This window comes from Bradyrhizobium sp. WYCCWR15520 (assembly GCF_056174665.1).
Map to the genome: position 1 here is coordinate 62,941 of NZ_JBWBWM010000021.1, position 14,253 is coordinate 77,193.

At 62.3% G+C, this 14,253-nt stretch carries 18 protein-coding genes; 7 read left to right on the forward strand and 11 right to left on the reverse strand.

What is annotated here, in order from left to right; genetic code table 11:
- Window positions 1-33: 33 nt before the first annotated feature.
- The 3 genes from AC0QUY_RS23975 to AC0QUY_RS23985 form a co-directional block, all read right to left on the reverse strand.
- Entirely contained in the window at window positions 34-657 is a 624-nt protein-coding gene (locus AC0QUY_RS23975) for a GNAT family N-acetyltransferase (RefSeq protein WP_474416832.1), read from the reverse strand.
- 12 nt (window positions 658-669) lie between these two features.
- Window positions 670-1,125 carry a VOC family protein gene (locus tag AC0QUY_RS23980; RefSeq protein ID WP_475388693.1) on the reverse strand — a complete coding sequence of 152 codons (456 nt, stop codon included), beginning with the start codon at window positions 1,123-1,125 and terminating at the stop codon, window positions 670-672.
- Between the two features lie 153 nt (window positions 1,126-1,278).
- Window positions 1,279-2,439, reverse strand: a complete 1,161-nt coding sequence (locus tag AC0QUY_RS23985) for a PA0069 family radical SAM protein (protein ID WP_475388694.1) — start codon at window positions 2,437-2,439, stop codon at window positions 1,279-1,281.
- Between the two features lie 192 nt (window positions 2,440-2,631).
- On the opposite strand from AC0QUY_RS23985, the gene AC0QUY_RS23990 reads away from it, so the two are divergent.
- Window positions 2,632-3,204, forward strand: coding sequence for a glycosyltransferase family protein (locus AC0QUY_RS23990; protein ID WP_475388695.1), 573 nt, complete (start codon window positions 2,632-2,634; stop codon window positions 3,202-3,204).
- A 105-nt stretch (window positions 3,205-3,309) separates the two neighbouring features.
- Window positions 3,310-4,245 (forward strand): bifunctional helix-turn-helix transcriptional regulator/GNAT family N-acetyltransferase, encoded by a 936-nt coding sequence (locus tag AC0QUY_RS23995; protein ID WP_161852412.1) that lies wholly within the window; start codon window positions 3,310-3,312, stop codon window positions 4,243-4,245.
- Window positions 4,246-4,371: 126 nt separating this feature from the next.
- On the opposite strand, the gene moaB is transcribed toward AC0QUY_RS23995, so the two are convergent.
- Window positions 4,372-4,935: a molybdenum cofactor biosynthesis protein B gene (moaB, locus tag AC0QUY_RS24000; RefSeq protein ID WP_475388697.1), complete on the reverse strand. Its 564-nt coding sequence runs from the start codon at window positions 4,933-4,935 to the stop codon at window positions 4,372-4,374.
- A 153-nt stretch (window positions 4,936-5,088) separates the two neighbouring features.
- The gene (ypfJ, locus tag AC0QUY_RS24005) at window positions 5,089-6,027 is read right to left on the reverse strand and encodes a KPN_02809 family neutral zinc metallopeptidase (RefSeq protein WP_475388698.1); all 939 of its coding nucleotides are present in this window, start codon (window positions 6,025-6,027) and stop codon (window positions 5,089-5,091) included.
- Between the two features lie 279 nt (window positions 6,028-6,306).
- Between ypfJ and AC0QUY_RS24010 the strand changes: the two genes are divergently transcribed.
- The 3 genes from AC0QUY_RS24010 (at window position 6,307) to AC0QUY_RS24020 (ending at window position 8,774) form a co-directional block, all read left to right on the forward strand.
- Window positions 6,307-7,440 (forward strand): DNA methyltransferase, encoded by a 1,134-nt coding sequence (locus AC0QUY_RS24010; protein ID WP_475388699.1) that lies wholly within the window; start codon window positions 6,307-6,309, stop codon window positions 7,438-7,440.
- A gap of 179 nt (window positions 7,441-7,619) precedes the next feature.
- Entirely contained in the window at window positions 7,620-7,946 is a 327-nt protein-coding gene (locus AC0QUY_RS24015; protein ID WP_161852408.1) for a hypothetical protein, read from the forward strand.
- Between the two features lie 135 nt (window positions 7,947-8,081).
- A complete protein-coding gene (locus AC0QUY_RS24020) occupies window positions 8,082-8,774 on the forward strand; it encodes a glutathione S-transferase family protein (protein ID WP_475388700.1) in 693 nt (230 codons plus the stop codon).
- Between the two features lie 163 nt (window positions 8,775-8,937).
- Here the strand turns inward: AC0QUY_RS24020 and AC0QUY_RS24025 are convergent, their stop codons facing one another.
- Both AC0QUY_RS24025 and AC0QUY_RS24030 read right to left on the reverse strand, forming a co-directional pair.
- Complete coding sequence (locus AC0QUY_RS24025) at window positions 8,938-9,372, reverse strand: nuclear transport factor 2 family protein (protein ID WP_475388702.1); 435 nt, start codon at window positions 9,370-9,372, stop codon at window positions 8,938-8,940.
- A 32-nt stretch (window positions 9,373-9,404) separates the two neighbouring features.
- Window positions 9,405-9,962, reverse strand: coding sequence for a carboxymuconolactone decarboxylase family protein (locus tag AC0QUY_RS24030; RefSeq protein WP_475388703.1), 558 nt, complete (start codon window positions 9,960-9,962; stop codon window positions 9,405-9,407).
- Window positions 9,963-10,052: 90 nt separating this feature from the next.
- Here AC0QUY_RS24030 and AC0QUY_RS24035 point away from each other — a divergent pair, with 90 nt between their 5' ends.
- Complete coding sequence (locus AC0QUY_RS24035) at window positions 10,053-10,973, forward strand: LysR family transcriptional regulator (protein ID WP_475388704.1); 921 nt, start codon at window positions 10,053-10,055, stop codon at window positions 10,971-10,973.
- A gap of 133 nt (window positions 10,974-11,106) precedes the next feature.
- Here the strand turns inward: AC0QUY_RS24035 and AC0QUY_RS24040 are convergent, their stop codons facing one another.
- The 3 genes from AC0QUY_RS24040 to AC0QUY_RS24050 form a co-directional block, all read right to left on the reverse strand.
- Window positions 11,107-11,724 (reverse strand): glutathione S-transferase family protein, encoded by a 618-nt coding sequence (locus tag AC0QUY_RS24040; protein ID WP_161852403.1) that lies wholly within the window; start codon window positions 11,722-11,724, stop codon window positions 11,107-11,109.
- An 83-nt stretch (window positions 11,725-11,807) separates the two neighbouring features.
- Complete coding sequence (locus AC0QUY_RS24045) at window positions 11,808-12,284, reverse strand: nuclear transport factor 2 family protein (RefSeq protein WP_161852402.1); 477 nt, start codon at window positions 12,282-12,284, stop codon at window positions 11,808-11,810.
- 18 nt (window positions 12,285-12,302) lie between these two features.
- Window positions 12,303-13,127: a helix-turn-helix domain-containing protein gene (locus AC0QUY_RS24050; protein ID WP_161852401.1), complete on the reverse strand. Its 825-nt coding sequence runs from the start codon at window positions 13,125-13,127 to the stop codon at window positions 12,303-12,305.
- A 114-nt stretch (window positions 13,128-13,241) separates the two neighbouring features.
- Here AC0QUY_RS24050 and AC0QUY_RS24055 point away from each other — a divergent pair, with 114 nt between their 5' ends.
- A complete protein-coding gene (locus AC0QUY_RS24055; protein ID WP_475388705.1) occupies window positions 13,242-13,616 on the forward strand; it encodes a nuclear transport factor 2 family protein in 375 nt (124 codons plus the stop codon).
- A 157-nt stretch (window positions 13,617-13,773) separates the two neighbouring features.
- Here the strand turns inward: AC0QUY_RS24055 and AC0QUY_RS24060 are convergent, their stop codons facing one another.
- On the reverse strand, window positions 13,774-14,187 hold the full coding sequence (locus AC0QUY_RS24060; protein WP_475388707.1) for a hypothetical protein: 414 nt from the start codon (window positions 14,185-14,187) through the stop codon (window positions 13,774-13,776).
- Between the last annotated feature and the right edge of the window lie 66 nt (window positions 14,188-14,253).

A 14,253-nucleotide genomic window follows, 5' to 3' on the forward strand; every position in this document is an offset into this window, starting at 1 on the left:
CCGCGCGCAACCGGGAACCGTGCACAATACCCGTTATTCAGCGCGCCGTCGCCGCCATTCCCCAACCTCAATCACATAAACGCTCCGGCTTCCGCGCTTGGGGTCGGCTATCGTCTCCAGATAGCACATTCCGAGCTTCTGGAGCGCGTGAATGGACGGTGCATTTCGCGGATCGACAAGCCCGAGCAATCTGCCGCATTTGAGTTGCTCGAACCCGAAAGCGAGCTGCGCCTCGCCGATTTCGGTGGCTATCCCCCTCCCCCACGCCCGGCGCGCAAGGACAAACCCGATCTCAAAATCGTCGGCTCCCAGCGCGTCACATGGCGACAAGCCGGCAAAGCCGATAACTTCGAGGGTGGGCTTTTCGGTCAGAACCGCAATCCCCGTGAGGCTTCCGCCGAAGGTGAATGATCTCCGGATGAAGTCTTCGGCGGCGTCCTCTGCCATCGGCGCTCCGGAAAATGCAAAGCGCATCACGTCGCTGTCGCCAAGGATAAGATTCTGCAGAATCGATATATCCTCGTCGGCCGCAGCGCGCAGAACGAGACGCGGCGTCGTCAAAATGACGAGCGGCTGCTTCTCCGATGCTGGCGTGGGCTTCCGGTCCATCGAGCCGCAATACGGCAATTCGCCGCCAGAGAGAAGCGGCGCCGCCATAACACCACCGGTTTAATCAGGCAGATGAACCCGCCGGTCGTCGCCGACCTCGATGCCGGGCGCGACCACGACTTCCCAGGCGTGGTTGTCGGGGTCGCCGAAATAGCCGGAGTAACCGCCATATTCGGTCTTGTGCGCAGGCTTCAATAGCGATGCGCCGCAGGCAATTGCGAAATCCAGCACTGCGTCGACCTCCTCGGCGGAGCCGCAATTCCAGGCGAGAGTCGTTCCGCGAAAGGTTTTCGACCGCGGCTGGTCCGGCAGCGTGGCGTCGCGCGCGAGTTGATCCCATGGGAAAAGCGCGATGACAGTGCCGCCGGTGTCGAAGAAAGCGACCGCCTCGCCGGTCTCGCTCATTTTTCGGGCAAAGCCGAGCGCTTCATAAAAGGCGATGCTGGCGCGCATGTCCGTTACGCCGAGCGTGATGACTGTGAACCGGGGGACGGGTTTCGGGGATTTTCCGTTCATCTTACTCTCCAACGTCATTGCCTGCGACAAACGCGAAGCGTTTGCGCAAGGCGTAAGCGACGAAGCAATCCATTGTTCCATGGCGAGGATTGGCTTCCGCCTTCACTCTTCGAGCTACGGCGGACAAGTCACTTGCGCTCGCAAGGCCGGTTCTCAGAACAAACTCAGTTGCTGCCCGCTGCGCTTCGGTTTGACGAAATGATCGGTCGTCAGTTTGGAGCGCCGCTTGTTGAGGCCGAGCTTCTCGCAGGCGATTTCGAAGCGGCGTCCGATCATCCAGGCCATCGGGCCTGTTCCCTTCATCCGCGTTCCCCATTGCGAATCGTAGTCGCGCCCGCCGCGCATGTCGCGGATCAGGGTGAAGACGTGGCGGTGGCGGTCGGGGTAGTTCGCCATCAGCCATTCGCAAAAGAGGTCGCGCACCTCCAGCGGCAGCCGCAGCAGCACGTAGCTCGCTTCCTTGACACCGGCATGGGCCGCGGCATCGAGAATGCGCTCGATCTCGGAATCGTTCAGCGCTGGGATGACCGGCGCGACCATCACGGTCGCGGGGATTCCGGCATCCGACAATTGCCGCAGCGCCTCCAGCCGCTTCGGCGGCGTTGAGGCGCGCGGCTCCATGGTGCGGGCGAGCTTGGGATCGAGCGTGGTCACTGAAATCGCGACCTTGGCCAGGTTGCGCTTCGCCATCCGCTGCAGAATGTCGATGTCGCGCGTTACCAGCGCCGATTTGGTGACGATGCCGACGGGATGGCCGGCGCGATCCAGCACTTCGAGAATGCCGCGCATGATTTTGTGCTCGCGCTCGATCGGCTGATACGGATCGGTATTGGTGCCGATCGCGATCATGCGCGGCTCGTAGCCTGGTGCGGCCAACTCCTTTTCGAGCAGCTCCGGCGCGTCGGGCTTGGCGAGCAGTTTGGATTCGAAATCGAGCCCGGGCGAAAGGCCGAGAAAGGCGTGGGTCGGCCGCGCGAAGCAATAGACACAGCCATGCTCACAGCCGCGATAGGGATTGATCGAGCGATCGAAGCCGATGTCGGGCGAGTCGTTGCGGGTAATGACCTTGCGCGAGGTATCGATCGACACCGTCGTCTTGAATGGCGGCAGATCGTCGAGGCTCTGCCAGCCATCGTCGAAGGCAACCCGCGCCTCGGCCTCAAATCGGCCGCTCTGGTTCGACTGCGCGCCGCGGCCGCGCCGCCGCTGGCGTTCGATGCCGACCGCAAGCTCAGAAAAAGGTGTCGCACCCGCCGGCTCGGAGGGCGGCGTGCCCGGCGGGTGCTTGAGGGCATGAGAGGATGCTCGGCTCATAAAGCGAACATAGCACGAGATAAGAACAAATCAAGAACATCATCGACAACAATTCGCAGTGATGCCCGTGTGCCGGAAAGGACACCAGCGCCGCATGCCTTAAAAAAACTGCACGCAAACGGCTGTTTTGATTGTGACAAGGTGATAACAGTGCGGCGTTTTTCACCGTTTGAGCCAGCGAAGCCTCATCCCATGTTGAGCGTGATCGTTCCGACCGAAGGAATAGAACAGCCGGCCGTCGCAACGCTGGCGGCGCTGGTGCCGGGCGCCGCAGCCGGCGTCATCAGCGAGGTGCTGCTGGTCGACGGGGCCGGCAATGGCGTGATCGAGCGGGTGGCCGACGTAGCCGGTTGCCGCTTTCTGAAGTTCGAGGGAACACGCGCCGCGGCGCTGGCCGCCGGCGCGCGCGCGGCGCGTTCGCCATGGCTGATGTTCCTGCACGCCGGCGCGGTGCTCGACAGCGGCTGGATCGACGAGACCACACAGTTCATCCAGACCGTATCGGCCAGCGGCCGACCGCGCGCCGGGGTCTTTCGCTATGCCCGCTCGCCCTATTCGGACGCGCGGCTGCGCGACGGCTTCAAATTCGTCGCCCGCATGATTGCCGGCCCGTCGGCAGAACAGGGGCTCCTGATCGCGCGCGATCATTACGAGCGGCTTGGCGGCTACCGGCCGGATTCCCGCCGCTCCGAGACAAGGCTGTTGCGCCAGCTCGGCCGCTCGGCACGCACCCAGTTGCGCAGCCGGATCATGGTCGTCGCCTGACGGCCTGAGTCAGACGGCCTGAGTCGATCGACCTGCAACAAAAAGGGGCCCAAGCGACGCCGCAACGGGCTTGCAATTTACTTGATTCCGTCAAATAATAATTTGATGAAATCAAATAACGCCCTGGACGGCCAGATCGACGCTATCCGCGGATTCAGCCGCTTCTATACCCGAAAGCTCGGAATCATCGAGCCGAAGCTCCTGCACAGCGCCTTCACGCTGCAGGAAGCGCGCGTCATTTACGAGATCGCGCATCGCCCGACCTGCACCGCCACCGACCTCGCCCGCGACCTCGGCCTCGATCCCGGCTTCCTGAGCCGGACCTTGCAGGCGCTGCAACGCCGCCAGATCCTGACGCGAAAGCCGTCAAAGGACGATGGCCGCATCAACGAGCTCTCGCTGACCGCCAAAGGCCGTGCCACCTCTGTCGAGCTTGAGCGCCGCGCGCGCGAGGAGGTCGGAAGCCTGCTCGTCTCGCTCGAAGACAGTCAGCGCGCCGCCGTCGTGCAGGCGATGACGACGATCGAGCAGGCGCTGGAACGGCCTACGGAGAAGAAGCCGGCCGCTTTTCTCTTGCGCAGCCACCGTCCCGGCGACATCGGCTGGGTGATCTCGAGCCAGGCAAAAGCCTATGCCGCGGAGTATGGCTGGGACATCAGCTACGAGGCATTGGTCGCCGAGATCTGCGCGGAGTTCATCAAGAACTATGACGCCTCGCGCGAGCATTGCTGGATTGCGGAAGCAGGCGGCGAGCCGCTCGGCTCGATCTTTCTGGTGAAGGGGAGTGACGACGTCGCAAAGCTGCGGCTGTTGCTGGTGGAGAAAAAAGCGCGCGGGCTCGGCGTCGGCCACGCACTCGTCGAGCAATGCATCCGCGCGGCGCGTGAGAAAGGCTACAAGAAAATGACGCTCTGGACCCAGAGCATCCTCGTCGCCGCCCGCAAGATCTATCAGGAAGCCGGCTTCAAGCTGGTCGCCACCGAGCCACACCGCAGTTTCGGCCAAAGCCTGATCGGCGAAACCTGGGAAATGGAACTGTGAAGCCCGGGCGTCGCGACAGTACGCGGCGCATCACGCCAGAACTCCTCGACTTCCATATCGGGCGCGCGCATCAATTGCGCATTGAGGCCTGGCGCAACATGTGGCGTGGGCTGTGGACGCTGCTGGTCAGGCTGAAGCGCCTTGTGCTTTAGGCCGCCGCAGGTGCTCGTCCAGCCGTGGCATGATCTCGACGAAATTGCAGGGGCGTGTGCGGTAGTCGAGCTGGGCGGCGAGAATACCGTCCCAGGCGTCGCGGCAGGCGCCCGGCGATCCCGGCAGGCAGAAGATAAATGTCGCGCCCGCTACGCCCGCGGTGGCGCGGCTTTGCACTGTCGAGGTTCCGATCTTGGCGTGGCTCAGCATGTGGAAGGCGATGGAAAAACCATCCATCCGCTTTTCGAACAGCGGCTCGATCGCTTCCGGTGTGACGTCGCGGCCGGTGAAGCCGGTGCCGCCGGTAGTGATGATCGCATCGATGCCCTCGTCGGCGATCCACCGCTTGATGATGACGCGGATCGCATCGACGTCGTCGACGATAATCTCGCGCGCGGCAAGATGATGACCCGCCGCCGTCAGCCGGTCCGCCAGCGTGGCGCCGGATTTGTCGTCGGCCAGCGAACGGGTATCCGAGACCGTCAGCACCGCGATGTTGAGCGGCACGAATTGTTTTGACTCGTCGATGGAGGACATGACTGCTTCTTCCCCTCATGCCCCGGCAAAAGCGCGAAGCGCTTCTTCGCGCAGATGTCCCGGGCATCCACGTCTTCGAACTCACTTGAAAGTATAGACGTGGATGGCCGGGACAAGCCCGGCCATGACGGCAAAATACTTCCTGGCTTCAATTCACAATGCGCCGGCGGCAAACGTGTTGCAGGCCTGCACCGTGCCCTGCTGGTAGCCGGTCATGAACCATTGCTTGCGCTGCGCCGCGGAGCCGTGGGTGAAGCTGTCGGGCACCACCCTGCCCGTCGACTGCCGCTGCAGCGTGTCGTCGCCAATCGCCGTCGCCGTCCTCAGTGCTGCATCGATGTCGCCGGGTTCGATGAAGCCCGGACGTTTCTTCTCCTCGCGGTTGACCCAGACGCCCGAAAGACAATCCGCCTGCAGCTCGACCTTGACCTGCAGCGCGTTGGCTTCCGCCTTGCTGCCGGCCTGCTGTTGCAGCCGCTGCACGCGCGGCAGGATGCCGAGCAGGTTCTGGATGTGATGCCCCGCTTCATGCGCGATGATATAGGCCGTCGTGAATTTGCAGGCACTGCCCGAGCAGCCGCGAAACCGCGTTTCGACTTCGCGGAAGAAAGAAGTGTCGAGGAAGATCTGCTTATCCGGCGGACAGTAGAACGGTCCCATCGCCGACTGCGCCATGCCGCAGCGGCCGCCATTGGTGGCGTTGCGGAACAGCACGATGCGCGGCCCGGTGTAATTCTGACCGCTGGATTGGAAGATCTCGCTCCAGCGATCGTCGATCTCGCCAAGGATGCCGGCGATCATGCTGCCGACTTCGTCCTTCGGCGCACCGGTCTTGGCCGGGCCTGAGCGGCGATCGGTCTGGTAGGTCGGCGCCTGCTGGCCGCCGGTCAGGATTTCGGCGCCGCCGATCAGGATGCGCGGATCAATGCCAAAGGCGTAGCCGACGAGGCCGAGCACGATGATGGTGCCGATGCCGAGCCCACCACCGCCCATCGGCAGGCCAAAACCACCGCCGCCGCCACCCATTCCGCCGCCGCCGTCGTCGCGACGGTCGTCGATACTATCGCTGCGGCGGAAATCATCGTAACGCATGGCGCTGCTTCCTCATCCCCGGCTGTTGGCCCGAATTACCCAACGCGGCAATCACGTAAAATTTCCATTCCATTAATCAATAGCCCGCCCGGCAAAAATTGCCTAGTGCGCAAGCGGCCGCAATCTCTGCTGGCAATGTTGCCGATGAACTCTCTTCGCATTCTGCGTCGATAACATTCTTGGTTAAGTCGATTTTTACTTTGGCGGGTCAATGTATCGCCAGTCGGTTGTTTAGTCCCGCGTCGCCGACAGCGTCGCCTGAGTCAGAGTAATTGAGTCATGGTTGTGTCGCGTCGCGGGGCGTCTGTAAGGGCGCCCCGCACTAAATTTGAGTCTGATTCCAGCGTGCGTATCGTCGTCGGCGATTGCGTCGCCGAGATGTCGAAGCTACCGGCCGGTTCGGTCGATCTGGTGTTCGCAGACCCTCCATATAACCTGCAGCTCAAGGGCGATCTCAAGCGCCCTGACGAATCCCATGTCGATGCCGTCAACAACGACTGGGACAAGTTTTCATCGTTCGCTGCGTACGACGATTTCACCCGCGCCTGGCTGCTTGCCTGCCGCCGCGTCATGAAACCGTCGGCCACGCTATGGGTGATCGGATCCTATCACAACATCTTCCGCGTCGGCGCGATCATGCAGGACCTCGGCTTCTGGGTCCTCAATGATATTGTGTGGCGCAAGACCAATCCAATGCCGAATTTCCGCGGCCGCCGCTTCACCAATGCGCATGAAACCATGATCTGGGCGGCGCGCGACGAGAAGGCCAAGGGCTATACGTTCAATTACGATGCCCTGAAGGCCGCCAACGAGGACGTGCAGGCGCGTTCCGACTGGCTGATCCCGCTTTGCACCGGTGACGAGCGCCTCAAGGGCGCTGACGGCAAGAAGGTTCACCCGACCCAGAAGCCGGAAGGGCTGCTGGCGCGCGTGCTGCTGTCGTCGTCAAAGCCCGGCGACCTCGTGATCGATCCCTTCAACGGCACCGGCACGACGGGCGCCGTGGCAAAACGTCTCGGCCGCCGCTACATCGGCTTCGAGCGCGACAAGACCTATGCGGCTGCGGCGGAAGCGCGCATCTCCGCGGTTGAGCCGCTGCCCGAGGCGACGCTGGCGCCGTTCATGACCGCGCGCGACGCTCCGCGTGTGGCATTCTCCGAACTGATCGAGCGTGGCATGATTCCGCCCGGCACCAAGCTGGTCGACTCCAAAAAACGTCACGGCGCCCTTGTCCGCGCTGACGGCGCCATCATGCTCGGCGACAAGGTCGGCTCGATCCACCGCATCGGCGCGGTGGCGCAGGGCTCCGGCGCCTGCAACGGCTGGACCTTCTGGCATGTCGAGACCAAGCACGGCCTCAAGCTGATCGACGAGCTGCGCGCCGAAATCCGCTCGGAAATGGCGGCGGGCTAAGAGGCAGCTTACCTCAGCACGAGAAGTCCGGACTGCGCGGGCTTTCTGGCCGCCGCAACGCACGACAGCGTGCGTATGCGGCATGGCAGCCGTGTCAGGCGCGCGGGTTGTCGTGCGACTTTTGGTCCATATCTCAGCGAATACTTGCTACATTCATTATCCCATATGAGACTAGTGCCATGCGCACCCGAGGCTCCGAGTCCTTCATTGTGCTGCCACTGCTGCCGATCTTCCTGATCGGCATATTTCCGATGCTGCTGTTGAGTCTGCTGGGCCCCGCCGGACTGATCATCCTCGGCATCCTGGTCGCCTGCGCAGGGCTGACCGACATTCTCGATGCCAGCGGCACCTTCAGCGAGCAGATCATCGTCCACGGCTACGCGAAAGGATCGGAACGTGCGGGACAGCGCACGGCGCTGCGTACGGAAATGCGTTTCGCATCCGTCATGATCGCTGCCGGTGCGGGCCTGGCGGTCGCCGGCATCGGCGGTCTGGCCCTGTCGTAAGCGCCTCCCGGACCGGTCACAAACTCGTCCCTTGTGCATCCGGCAAAAATTTGAGCATGGACGTGGCACCCGGTGGCAATGCCGCCGCGTGCCGCAACAGTTTCCTTGCAAGAAAGCAATGGGGAGAATTCCAAAATGCTCAAATTCTACTTCAACGGATCGCCCAACCCGACCAAGGTCGCCCTCTTCCTCGAGGAAGCCGGCATCGCCTACGAGCCGGTCGCGGTCGATACCCGCAAGGGCGACCAGTTCAAGCCGGAATATCTCGCCATCAATCCGAACGCCAAGGTGCCCGCGATCGACGATGACGGCGTCACCGTGTTCGACAGCAACGCCATCCTGCTCTATCTCGCCGAAAAGACCGGCAAGTTTCTCCCGGCGAACACGCCGCAAAATCGCGCGCAGATGCTGTCCTGGCTGATGTTCGTGGCGACCGGCATCGGGCCATATTCGGGACAGGCGGTGCACTTCAAACATTTCGCGCCGAAGGACCAGAACCACGACTATTCCAATAACCGCTATCAGTTCGAGGCGCAGCGCCACTACACCGTCCTCAACGATCATCTCGCCGGTCGCAAATATATGGTGGGCGACACCTACACCATCGTCGACATGGGGCTGTGGGGCTGGGCGCGGATGGCCGCGTTCGTGATGAGCGAGGACGCCGCCACCAAATATCCCAACGTCAAGCGGCTGGTCGACGAGATCTCGGCCCGTCCCGCGGCCGCCAAGGCGATCGCGCTGAAGGATAACTTCAAGTTCAAAGCCGAAATGGACGACGAAGCCCGCAGCAACATGTTCAAGCACATGTCGGTGAAGGCCGCCTGACCAACATTCCGCAGTTCTCGTCATGGCCGGGCTTGTCCCGGCCATCCACGCCTTAATGCTCCTCAGCACGTAACAAAGACGTGGATGCCCGGCACAAGGCGCCGGGCATGACGGTTTCCATCAGCGCGTCCCGAGACATCCCCGCTCCAAGACTGCCCTTTTCCTAAACTGCGGCCGCCAACTTCAGTTCGGCGGGAAACGGCCCGAGCACGCGCTCGACCAGCGCGGAGTCGCAATATTCCTTGATCTCCTTGATCTTGCCGTTCTCGATGCGCCAGACCATGCAGTATTGGTTATCGTAGCGGTCTCCGGTCTTCGTCACATTGTCGCCGCGCCCTTCGACGACGACGTAGTCGCCTTCCGCGATAAAATTGAACGCGAGCGTGCGCGGGCGCCCGGAGGCGAGGAGCGAGCGCAAGTGACCCATCAGCCCATTGTTGATCGCCTCGCGGCCCTTGAATTCACCGGACCATGAATACTGGCCGGTAACGACCCAGGTCACATCCTCCGCTATGTTGTCGAGGAAGGTCGTCCCGCTCCGGTTGGCGGAATCGGCATAGACCTGTTGCACGAGTTTCTTGTTCGCTGCTGCGCTCATGGCGGCTTCTCCTTTGATAAGCACTCTGTTGATCAAGCTTTGGGAAACGGTCGGCCCACTTCGGGTTCGAGAGGCAGTCGCAAGGCATTCGCCACGTAGCCGACCGTCCGGTAGTAGCCGGCCATCACCAGCAGTTCGACAATCGTCTCATCGTCGAACACGGGACGCAGCGCGCTCCATAGGTCGTCGCTGACGTCGCAACGCTCATGCAATTCGTCGGCAAGCCGGATCAGGAGGGCGTCAGCCGCATCCCAGCACGCGCTCGCGGCGTTGCCCTGCACGGTGGCGCTGACTTGCGCCTCGGTCAGCCGCGCCTCCTCGGCAAAGTAATGCACGCGCATGCCCCATTCGTACTCGCAGCCGCACCGCGCCGTGACCCGCTGCAGGAAGACTTCCCGTTGCCTTAAGCTGACGTGCGAATCCCTGAGATAGGCAGGCGCGCCATTGATGAAGCGCTCGAGCAGCGTCGGATGACGTGCCAGCGTCGTGAACAGCCGGAACGGTGGCATCCAGGATCGCGGCAAGCGGTCGAAGATGGCCTGCACTCGTGCGTCGTAGGGTTCGGTGGCAGGCTTCAGGCGATCGATCATACAGGTCCAGCTTCGTTGTTTGCTGGATCAAATCTCGCGCATCCATCGCCATTCTTCCAATCGATGGAGAATATGATATATATTCACTGAATGAATTTGAATTCGCTTGACCTCAACCTGCTGGTCGCACTCGACGCACTGCTGAAGGAAACCAGCGTCAGCCGCGCCGCGATGCGGATCGGGTTGTCGCAGCCGGCGGCGAGCCACGCGCTGCAGCGCCTGCGCGATTTGATCGGCGATCCCCTGCTGGTGCGAACCGGGGCGCGCATGGAGCTGACGCCGCGGGCGCAAGCCTTGCGCGCGCCGCTGGCGCAGGCGCTCGACCAGGTACGCTCGCTGTTCGTCGCCGACGAGTTCGATGCTGCGAGAAGCGAACGTCAATTTCGCCTGATGATGCCGGACCTGGCGGTCGAACTCTTGATGCCGCCGCTGATGGAGAGGATCACGAAAGCCGCGCCGAACGTCCGGATCGACGTTGTGCCATGGCGGGGTCCGGCGATCTTCACCGCCGAATTCGCCCGCACCATCGATCTCGTGATCTCGATCGGCAACGCTTTCACCGGATTCCACCGGCAACGGCTTTACACCGACAGCGATGCGCTAGCCGTCCGCCGCGGCCACCCCGCCGGCACGCGGCTGAAGCGGATAGAAACCTTTCTCGATGCGCGCCACGTCGCGGTCGTGATCCGCGGCCAGAGCGAGGACCTGATCGACATGTGGTTGCGCCCCAGGGGCATCGAGCGGCGGATCGCGCTGGTCGTGCCCGGCTATATCGAGGCGCTGCACGTTGCTGCGCGCACCGATCTCGTCGCCTTCGTGCCGCGGCGGCTTATCGGCGCGCTGTCGAAGCAATTGTCGCTTTCGACCGTCACGCCGCCGCTCGATCCCGGGATCGACGAGCAGTTCATGTTCTATCCGACCCGCGCCCAGATGGATCCCGGCTCGATCTGGCTGCGCAACATCATGCTCGGCATCGGCCGCGAGATGGAGCGCGGCAAAAAGGCTGCGTAGGGTGGGCAAAGGCGCGTTTGCGCCGTGCCCACCATCTATCCACAAACTCATCGTGAATGGTGGGCACGCGGAGCCTGTCATCGGGCGCGCGTACGCGCGACCCGTTGGCTTTGCCCCCTACGCGTTTTGAATCCTACGCCTTGTGGTCGACCATGACCTTCTGCACGGCCGGCCGCTCCGACATCCGCTGGCGGTGAGCCGCCACCTTGGGCAGCGTCGCGAGATCGACGCCGTCGGCTTCGAGCCAGAGCCCGATCGTGTAGAGATAGGAATCGCAGACCGTGTACTGCTCACCCATCACCCACGGCCCCTTCAGCATGTCGCGCTCGATCAGCGCAAAACTCGCGGCCATGGTTTCCGGCACCTTGCGCTTCATGTCGGCGAACGAGGACTCCTCGACGGCCCAGCGATAGCCGCGCATCTTGTGGGCATGATTGATGTGCACCGTCGAGCAGAGATAGCTGTTGAAGGACTGCGCCTGCGCGAACGCGAAGGGGTCTTCCGGCACGAGCTTCGCTTTCGGAAAGCTGCTCGCGACGAAGGCGAGGATCGCCGGCGTCTCGGTCAAGGTGCCGCGGTCCGTCACCAGCGCGGGCACGCGCCCCTTCGGGTTGATGGCGAGATATTCCGGGGTGGTCTGCTGGCTTTTCTTGAAGTCGAGCCGTTCCGCCGTGTAGGGCGCGCCGGCCTCTTCCAGGGCGATATGCGAAGCCAGTGCACAGGTGCCGGGGGCGTAGTAAAGCTTGAACATGGCGGTCCTCATGGGGAAAGCCGGACGTTACCGGCATGCCCCTGCGCCGTCCACCCCCGGTAGGTGGAGTAACCTTTGGCGGTTCAACTCGCCCGCGGCTGAAGCTTGCCCTCGATGTAAACGCTGACGATCGTATCGTCAGCGGGATAGTGCTCGGGCGCCACCGCCGTGAGCTGCGCCTGGATGCATTTCCACGCGCCGTTCTCGAACAGATAGGTGTCGGTATACGTGGTCATGCCGGTTACTTCGCTGCCGTCGCGGCGTCGTATGTATTTGTTGGTGGAACGCACGAGCGCGACATCGCCGACCACCGTGATCAGTTCGTCGCGGACGTCCCAGTAGACGATGACATCAGGGTCGAAGGCGGTCGCCCAGTATTTCAGGTAAGTTGCACGGTCCCAGCGCTGGCCGGTGGGCCAGATGTTGATGAAACTGGGATGCAGAATGGCGTCGTGCGAGGGCACGTCGCTAGTCACGAAATTATGGATGAAGCGGGCATTTAACGCACGCAGCTCATTCATTGTCTCGGCCGATTGATGATCACGCAAAGCTGGCTGCATCTCGATCTCCCGGGGTTGTCAAAGGGCCATCTGGCGCGCCTTCTCGGCGGTCGCATCGTCAGCCGGAAAGAAGCACTCGATCTTGATCTGTTGCAGCGCAGCGTCCGTCGGCATCGCCAGCGTCGTGAAGGTGGAAAAGAACGCCAGGCGGTAGTCGCCTTTCGCGAGCTGCATCGTCATGACCGGCGACGACGCCGATGAATGGCGCGGCAGCCGCCATTCGGCCGACAGCCCGGGATAGACCATGATCTCATCGAGCAGTTGCGCCGCGGCCCGGCTGCCTTGCGCAACGTCGCGATGCAGGATCTGGATCAACTGCCGCGCGAACTCGTCCCAGTTCAGCATGAACTGCCGCAGGCCCTTTGGATGAAAGACGACGTGCATGGCATTGTCGGCAAGACCGTTTTCCATCTCGTACGAATCGCGAAACGGCTTGAGCAAACGCGCCGAGGCCTGATTGCGGATGCGAACGTCCCAGTGCCCGTCGATCACGATGCCCGGATAGGGCTCCTGCTGCCGCAGGATGAAATCCAGCGCCTGCCGCACCGGCTGCAGGTTTTCGGCCGCCAACCCCTTGTCGCCATAGGGCGGCACGAAGCCCGCCGCGACATGCAGGGCATTGCGCTCCTCGAGCGGCAGGTCGAGGGCGCTGCCGAGCAATTGCACCATCTCGCGGCTCGGCTGCGAGCGGCCGGTTTCCAGAAAGCACAGATGGCGGGCCGAGACATTTGCATCCGCCGCGAGTTCGATCTGGGTCAGCCGGCGAACGCCGCGCCAGTGCTTCAAGAGGCGGCTGAAATGTCCAGCCGGGATTTCGTGCGCGTTCGTGTCTGGAGCAGCCATGCCGGCAATCTAGACCATCGCATCAGAACGGCAATTACCTCCGATGTAAGTGACCAGCCCCGCAATTCCTTGCAGAGTGAGCCCCTTGGAGACCGAAGCTCGAGGGGAGCATTGATGGACAAGAACGCAATCTCGACAACCGTCACGCAATATATGGCGGCATGGAACGAGCCTGATGATACGGCCCGACACGCCTTGCTCGAGCAATGCTGGAGCGAGGCCGGCGTCTATCTCGATCCGAACGTCTCGCTGGCCGGGCGTGACGCGCTGGCGACGAAGATCGGCGAGGTGCTGGCCGGCCGGCCCGGCGCGCGGCTCGAGTTCATGAGCGGCATCGATATCCACCACAATATGGTCCGCTTCCTCTGGCGCCTGGTGCGCGCGGACGGAACCTGCGGCGATACGTCAATCGACTTCGGCGAGGTCGGTCCCGACGGCCGGCTGGTCAAAATCGTCGGATTCTTCGGCCCGGCCCCGCCTCTCCCCTGAACTAGGCCGTGTATCCGCAAACTTGGTTGCGTGAAGCGCTGAAGTCTATGTCCGCTTTACTCACAAAGCGACCTGAATCGTGCGGCGATGCAATATGTCGCGATGGGCCAGCAGCAGACACTCCAGTCTCTGTAACACCGCGGTGTTGTGCGGCGGCCTACCCAGGGCTTGTTTTGGTTGAGTATTGGAGATCATCCGGTTTCCAGAACGCAAAGCGGCCGGCCGCAATCTCAAATCTCGGTTCAAGGCCAATCGCGTGGAACTTGGTTTGTACTTCAGACCGGTCATAGCAGTCAGCGAATTGCAGTATATGCTCGGTCCTCAATACATCATCATAGTGTTTCCGGGTGTTCTCGGACGCGAGCACGAGAAGGTCATCGGGCTTGCCATCAACTTGGTGCGTGTGGATGTCATGGTCGATCGCATATGTCCGAATGCGCCAAGTGCCGGTCGCCGCAATCCACCACTGCAACGTGTCCGGAACCTCCTCGCGGTCCCCCAAAGGCACCTCGATCTGTTGTGCATAGCTACTTCGAATGGCCAATACGGCGAGAACTAATGTGCCCTGCATGCGATGAACTGTGTTGTCCCGGTGAACCTAATCAGTGTAATCCGACGGAGGCTGCAGTCTCAAGGC

Excerpts from the sequence above, each read along its gene's own strand:
- AC0QUY_RS23975 (WP_474416832.1), bottom strand. The coding sequence starts at position 657 with ATGGCGGCGCCGCTTCTCTCTGGCGGCGAATTGCCGTATTGCGGCTCG.
- AC0QUY_RS23980 (WP_475388693.1), bottom strand. The coding sequence starts at position 1,125 with ATGAACGGAAAATCCCCGAAACCCGTCCCCCGGTTCACAGTCATCACG.
- AC0QUY_RS23985 (WP_475388694.1), bottom strand. The coding sequence starts at position 2,439 with ATGAGCCGAGCATCCTCTCATGCCCTCAAGCACCCGCCGGGCACGCCG.
- AC0QUY_RS23990 (WP_475388695.1), top strand. The coding sequence starts at position 2,632 with ATGTTGAGCGTGATCGTTCCGACCGAAGGAATAGAACAGCCGGCCGTC.
- AC0QUY_RS23995 (WP_161852412.1), top strand. The coding sequence starts at position 3,310 with ATGAAATCAAATAACGCCCTGGACGGCCAGATCGACGCTATCCGCGGA.
- moaB (WP_475388697.1), bottom strand. The coding sequence starts at position 4,935 with ATGTCCTCCATCGACGAGTCAAAACAATTCGTGCCGCTCAACATCGCG.
- ypfJ (WP_475388698.1), bottom strand. The coding sequence starts at position 6,027 with ATGCGTTACGATGATTTCCGCCGCAGCGATAGTATCGACGACCGTCGC.
- AC0QUY_RS24010 (WP_475388699.1), top strand. The coding sequence starts at position 6,307 with ATGGTTGTGTCGCGTCGCGGGGCGTCTGTAAGGGCGCCCCGCACTAAA.
- AC0QUY_RS24015 (WP_161852408.1), top strand. The coding sequence starts at position 7,620 with ATGCGCACCCGAGGCTCCGAGTCCTTCATTGTGCTGCCACTGCTGCCG.
- AC0QUY_RS24020 (WP_475388700.1), top strand. The coding sequence starts at position 8,082 with ATGCTCAAATTCTACTTCAACGGATCGCCCAACCCGACCAAGGTCGCC.
- AC0QUY_RS24025 (WP_475388702.1), bottom strand. The coding sequence starts at position 9,372 with ATGAGCGCAGCAGCGAACAAGAAACTCGTGCAACAGGTCTATGCCGAT.
- AC0QUY_RS24030 (WP_475388703.1), bottom strand. The coding sequence starts at position 9,962 with ATGATCGATCGCCTGAAGCCTGCCACCGAACCCTACGACGCACGAGTG.
- AC0QUY_RS24035 (WP_475388704.1), top strand. The coding sequence starts at position 10,053 with ATGAATTTGAATTCGCTTGACCTCAACCTGCTGGTCGCACTCGACGCA.
- AC0QUY_RS24040 (WP_161852403.1), bottom strand. The coding sequence starts at position 11,724 with ATGTTCAAGCTTTACTACGCCCCCGGCACCTGTGCACTGGCTTCGCAT.
- AC0QUY_RS24045 (WP_161852402.1), bottom strand. The coding sequence starts at position 12,284 with ATGCAGCCAGCTTTGCGTGATCATCAATCGGCCGAGACAATGAATGAG.
- AC0QUY_RS24050 (WP_161852401.1), bottom strand. The coding sequence starts at position 13,127 with ATGGCTGCTCCAGACACGAACGCGCACGAAATCCCGGCTGGACATTTC.
- AC0QUY_RS24055 (WP_475388705.1), top strand. The coding sequence starts at position 13,242 with ATGGACAAGAACGCAATCTCGACAACCGTCACGCAATATATGGCGGCA.
- AC0QUY_RS24060 (WP_475388707.1), bottom strand. The coding sequence starts at position 14,187 with ATGCAGGGCACATTAGTTCTCGCCGTATTGGCCATTCGAAGTAGCTAT.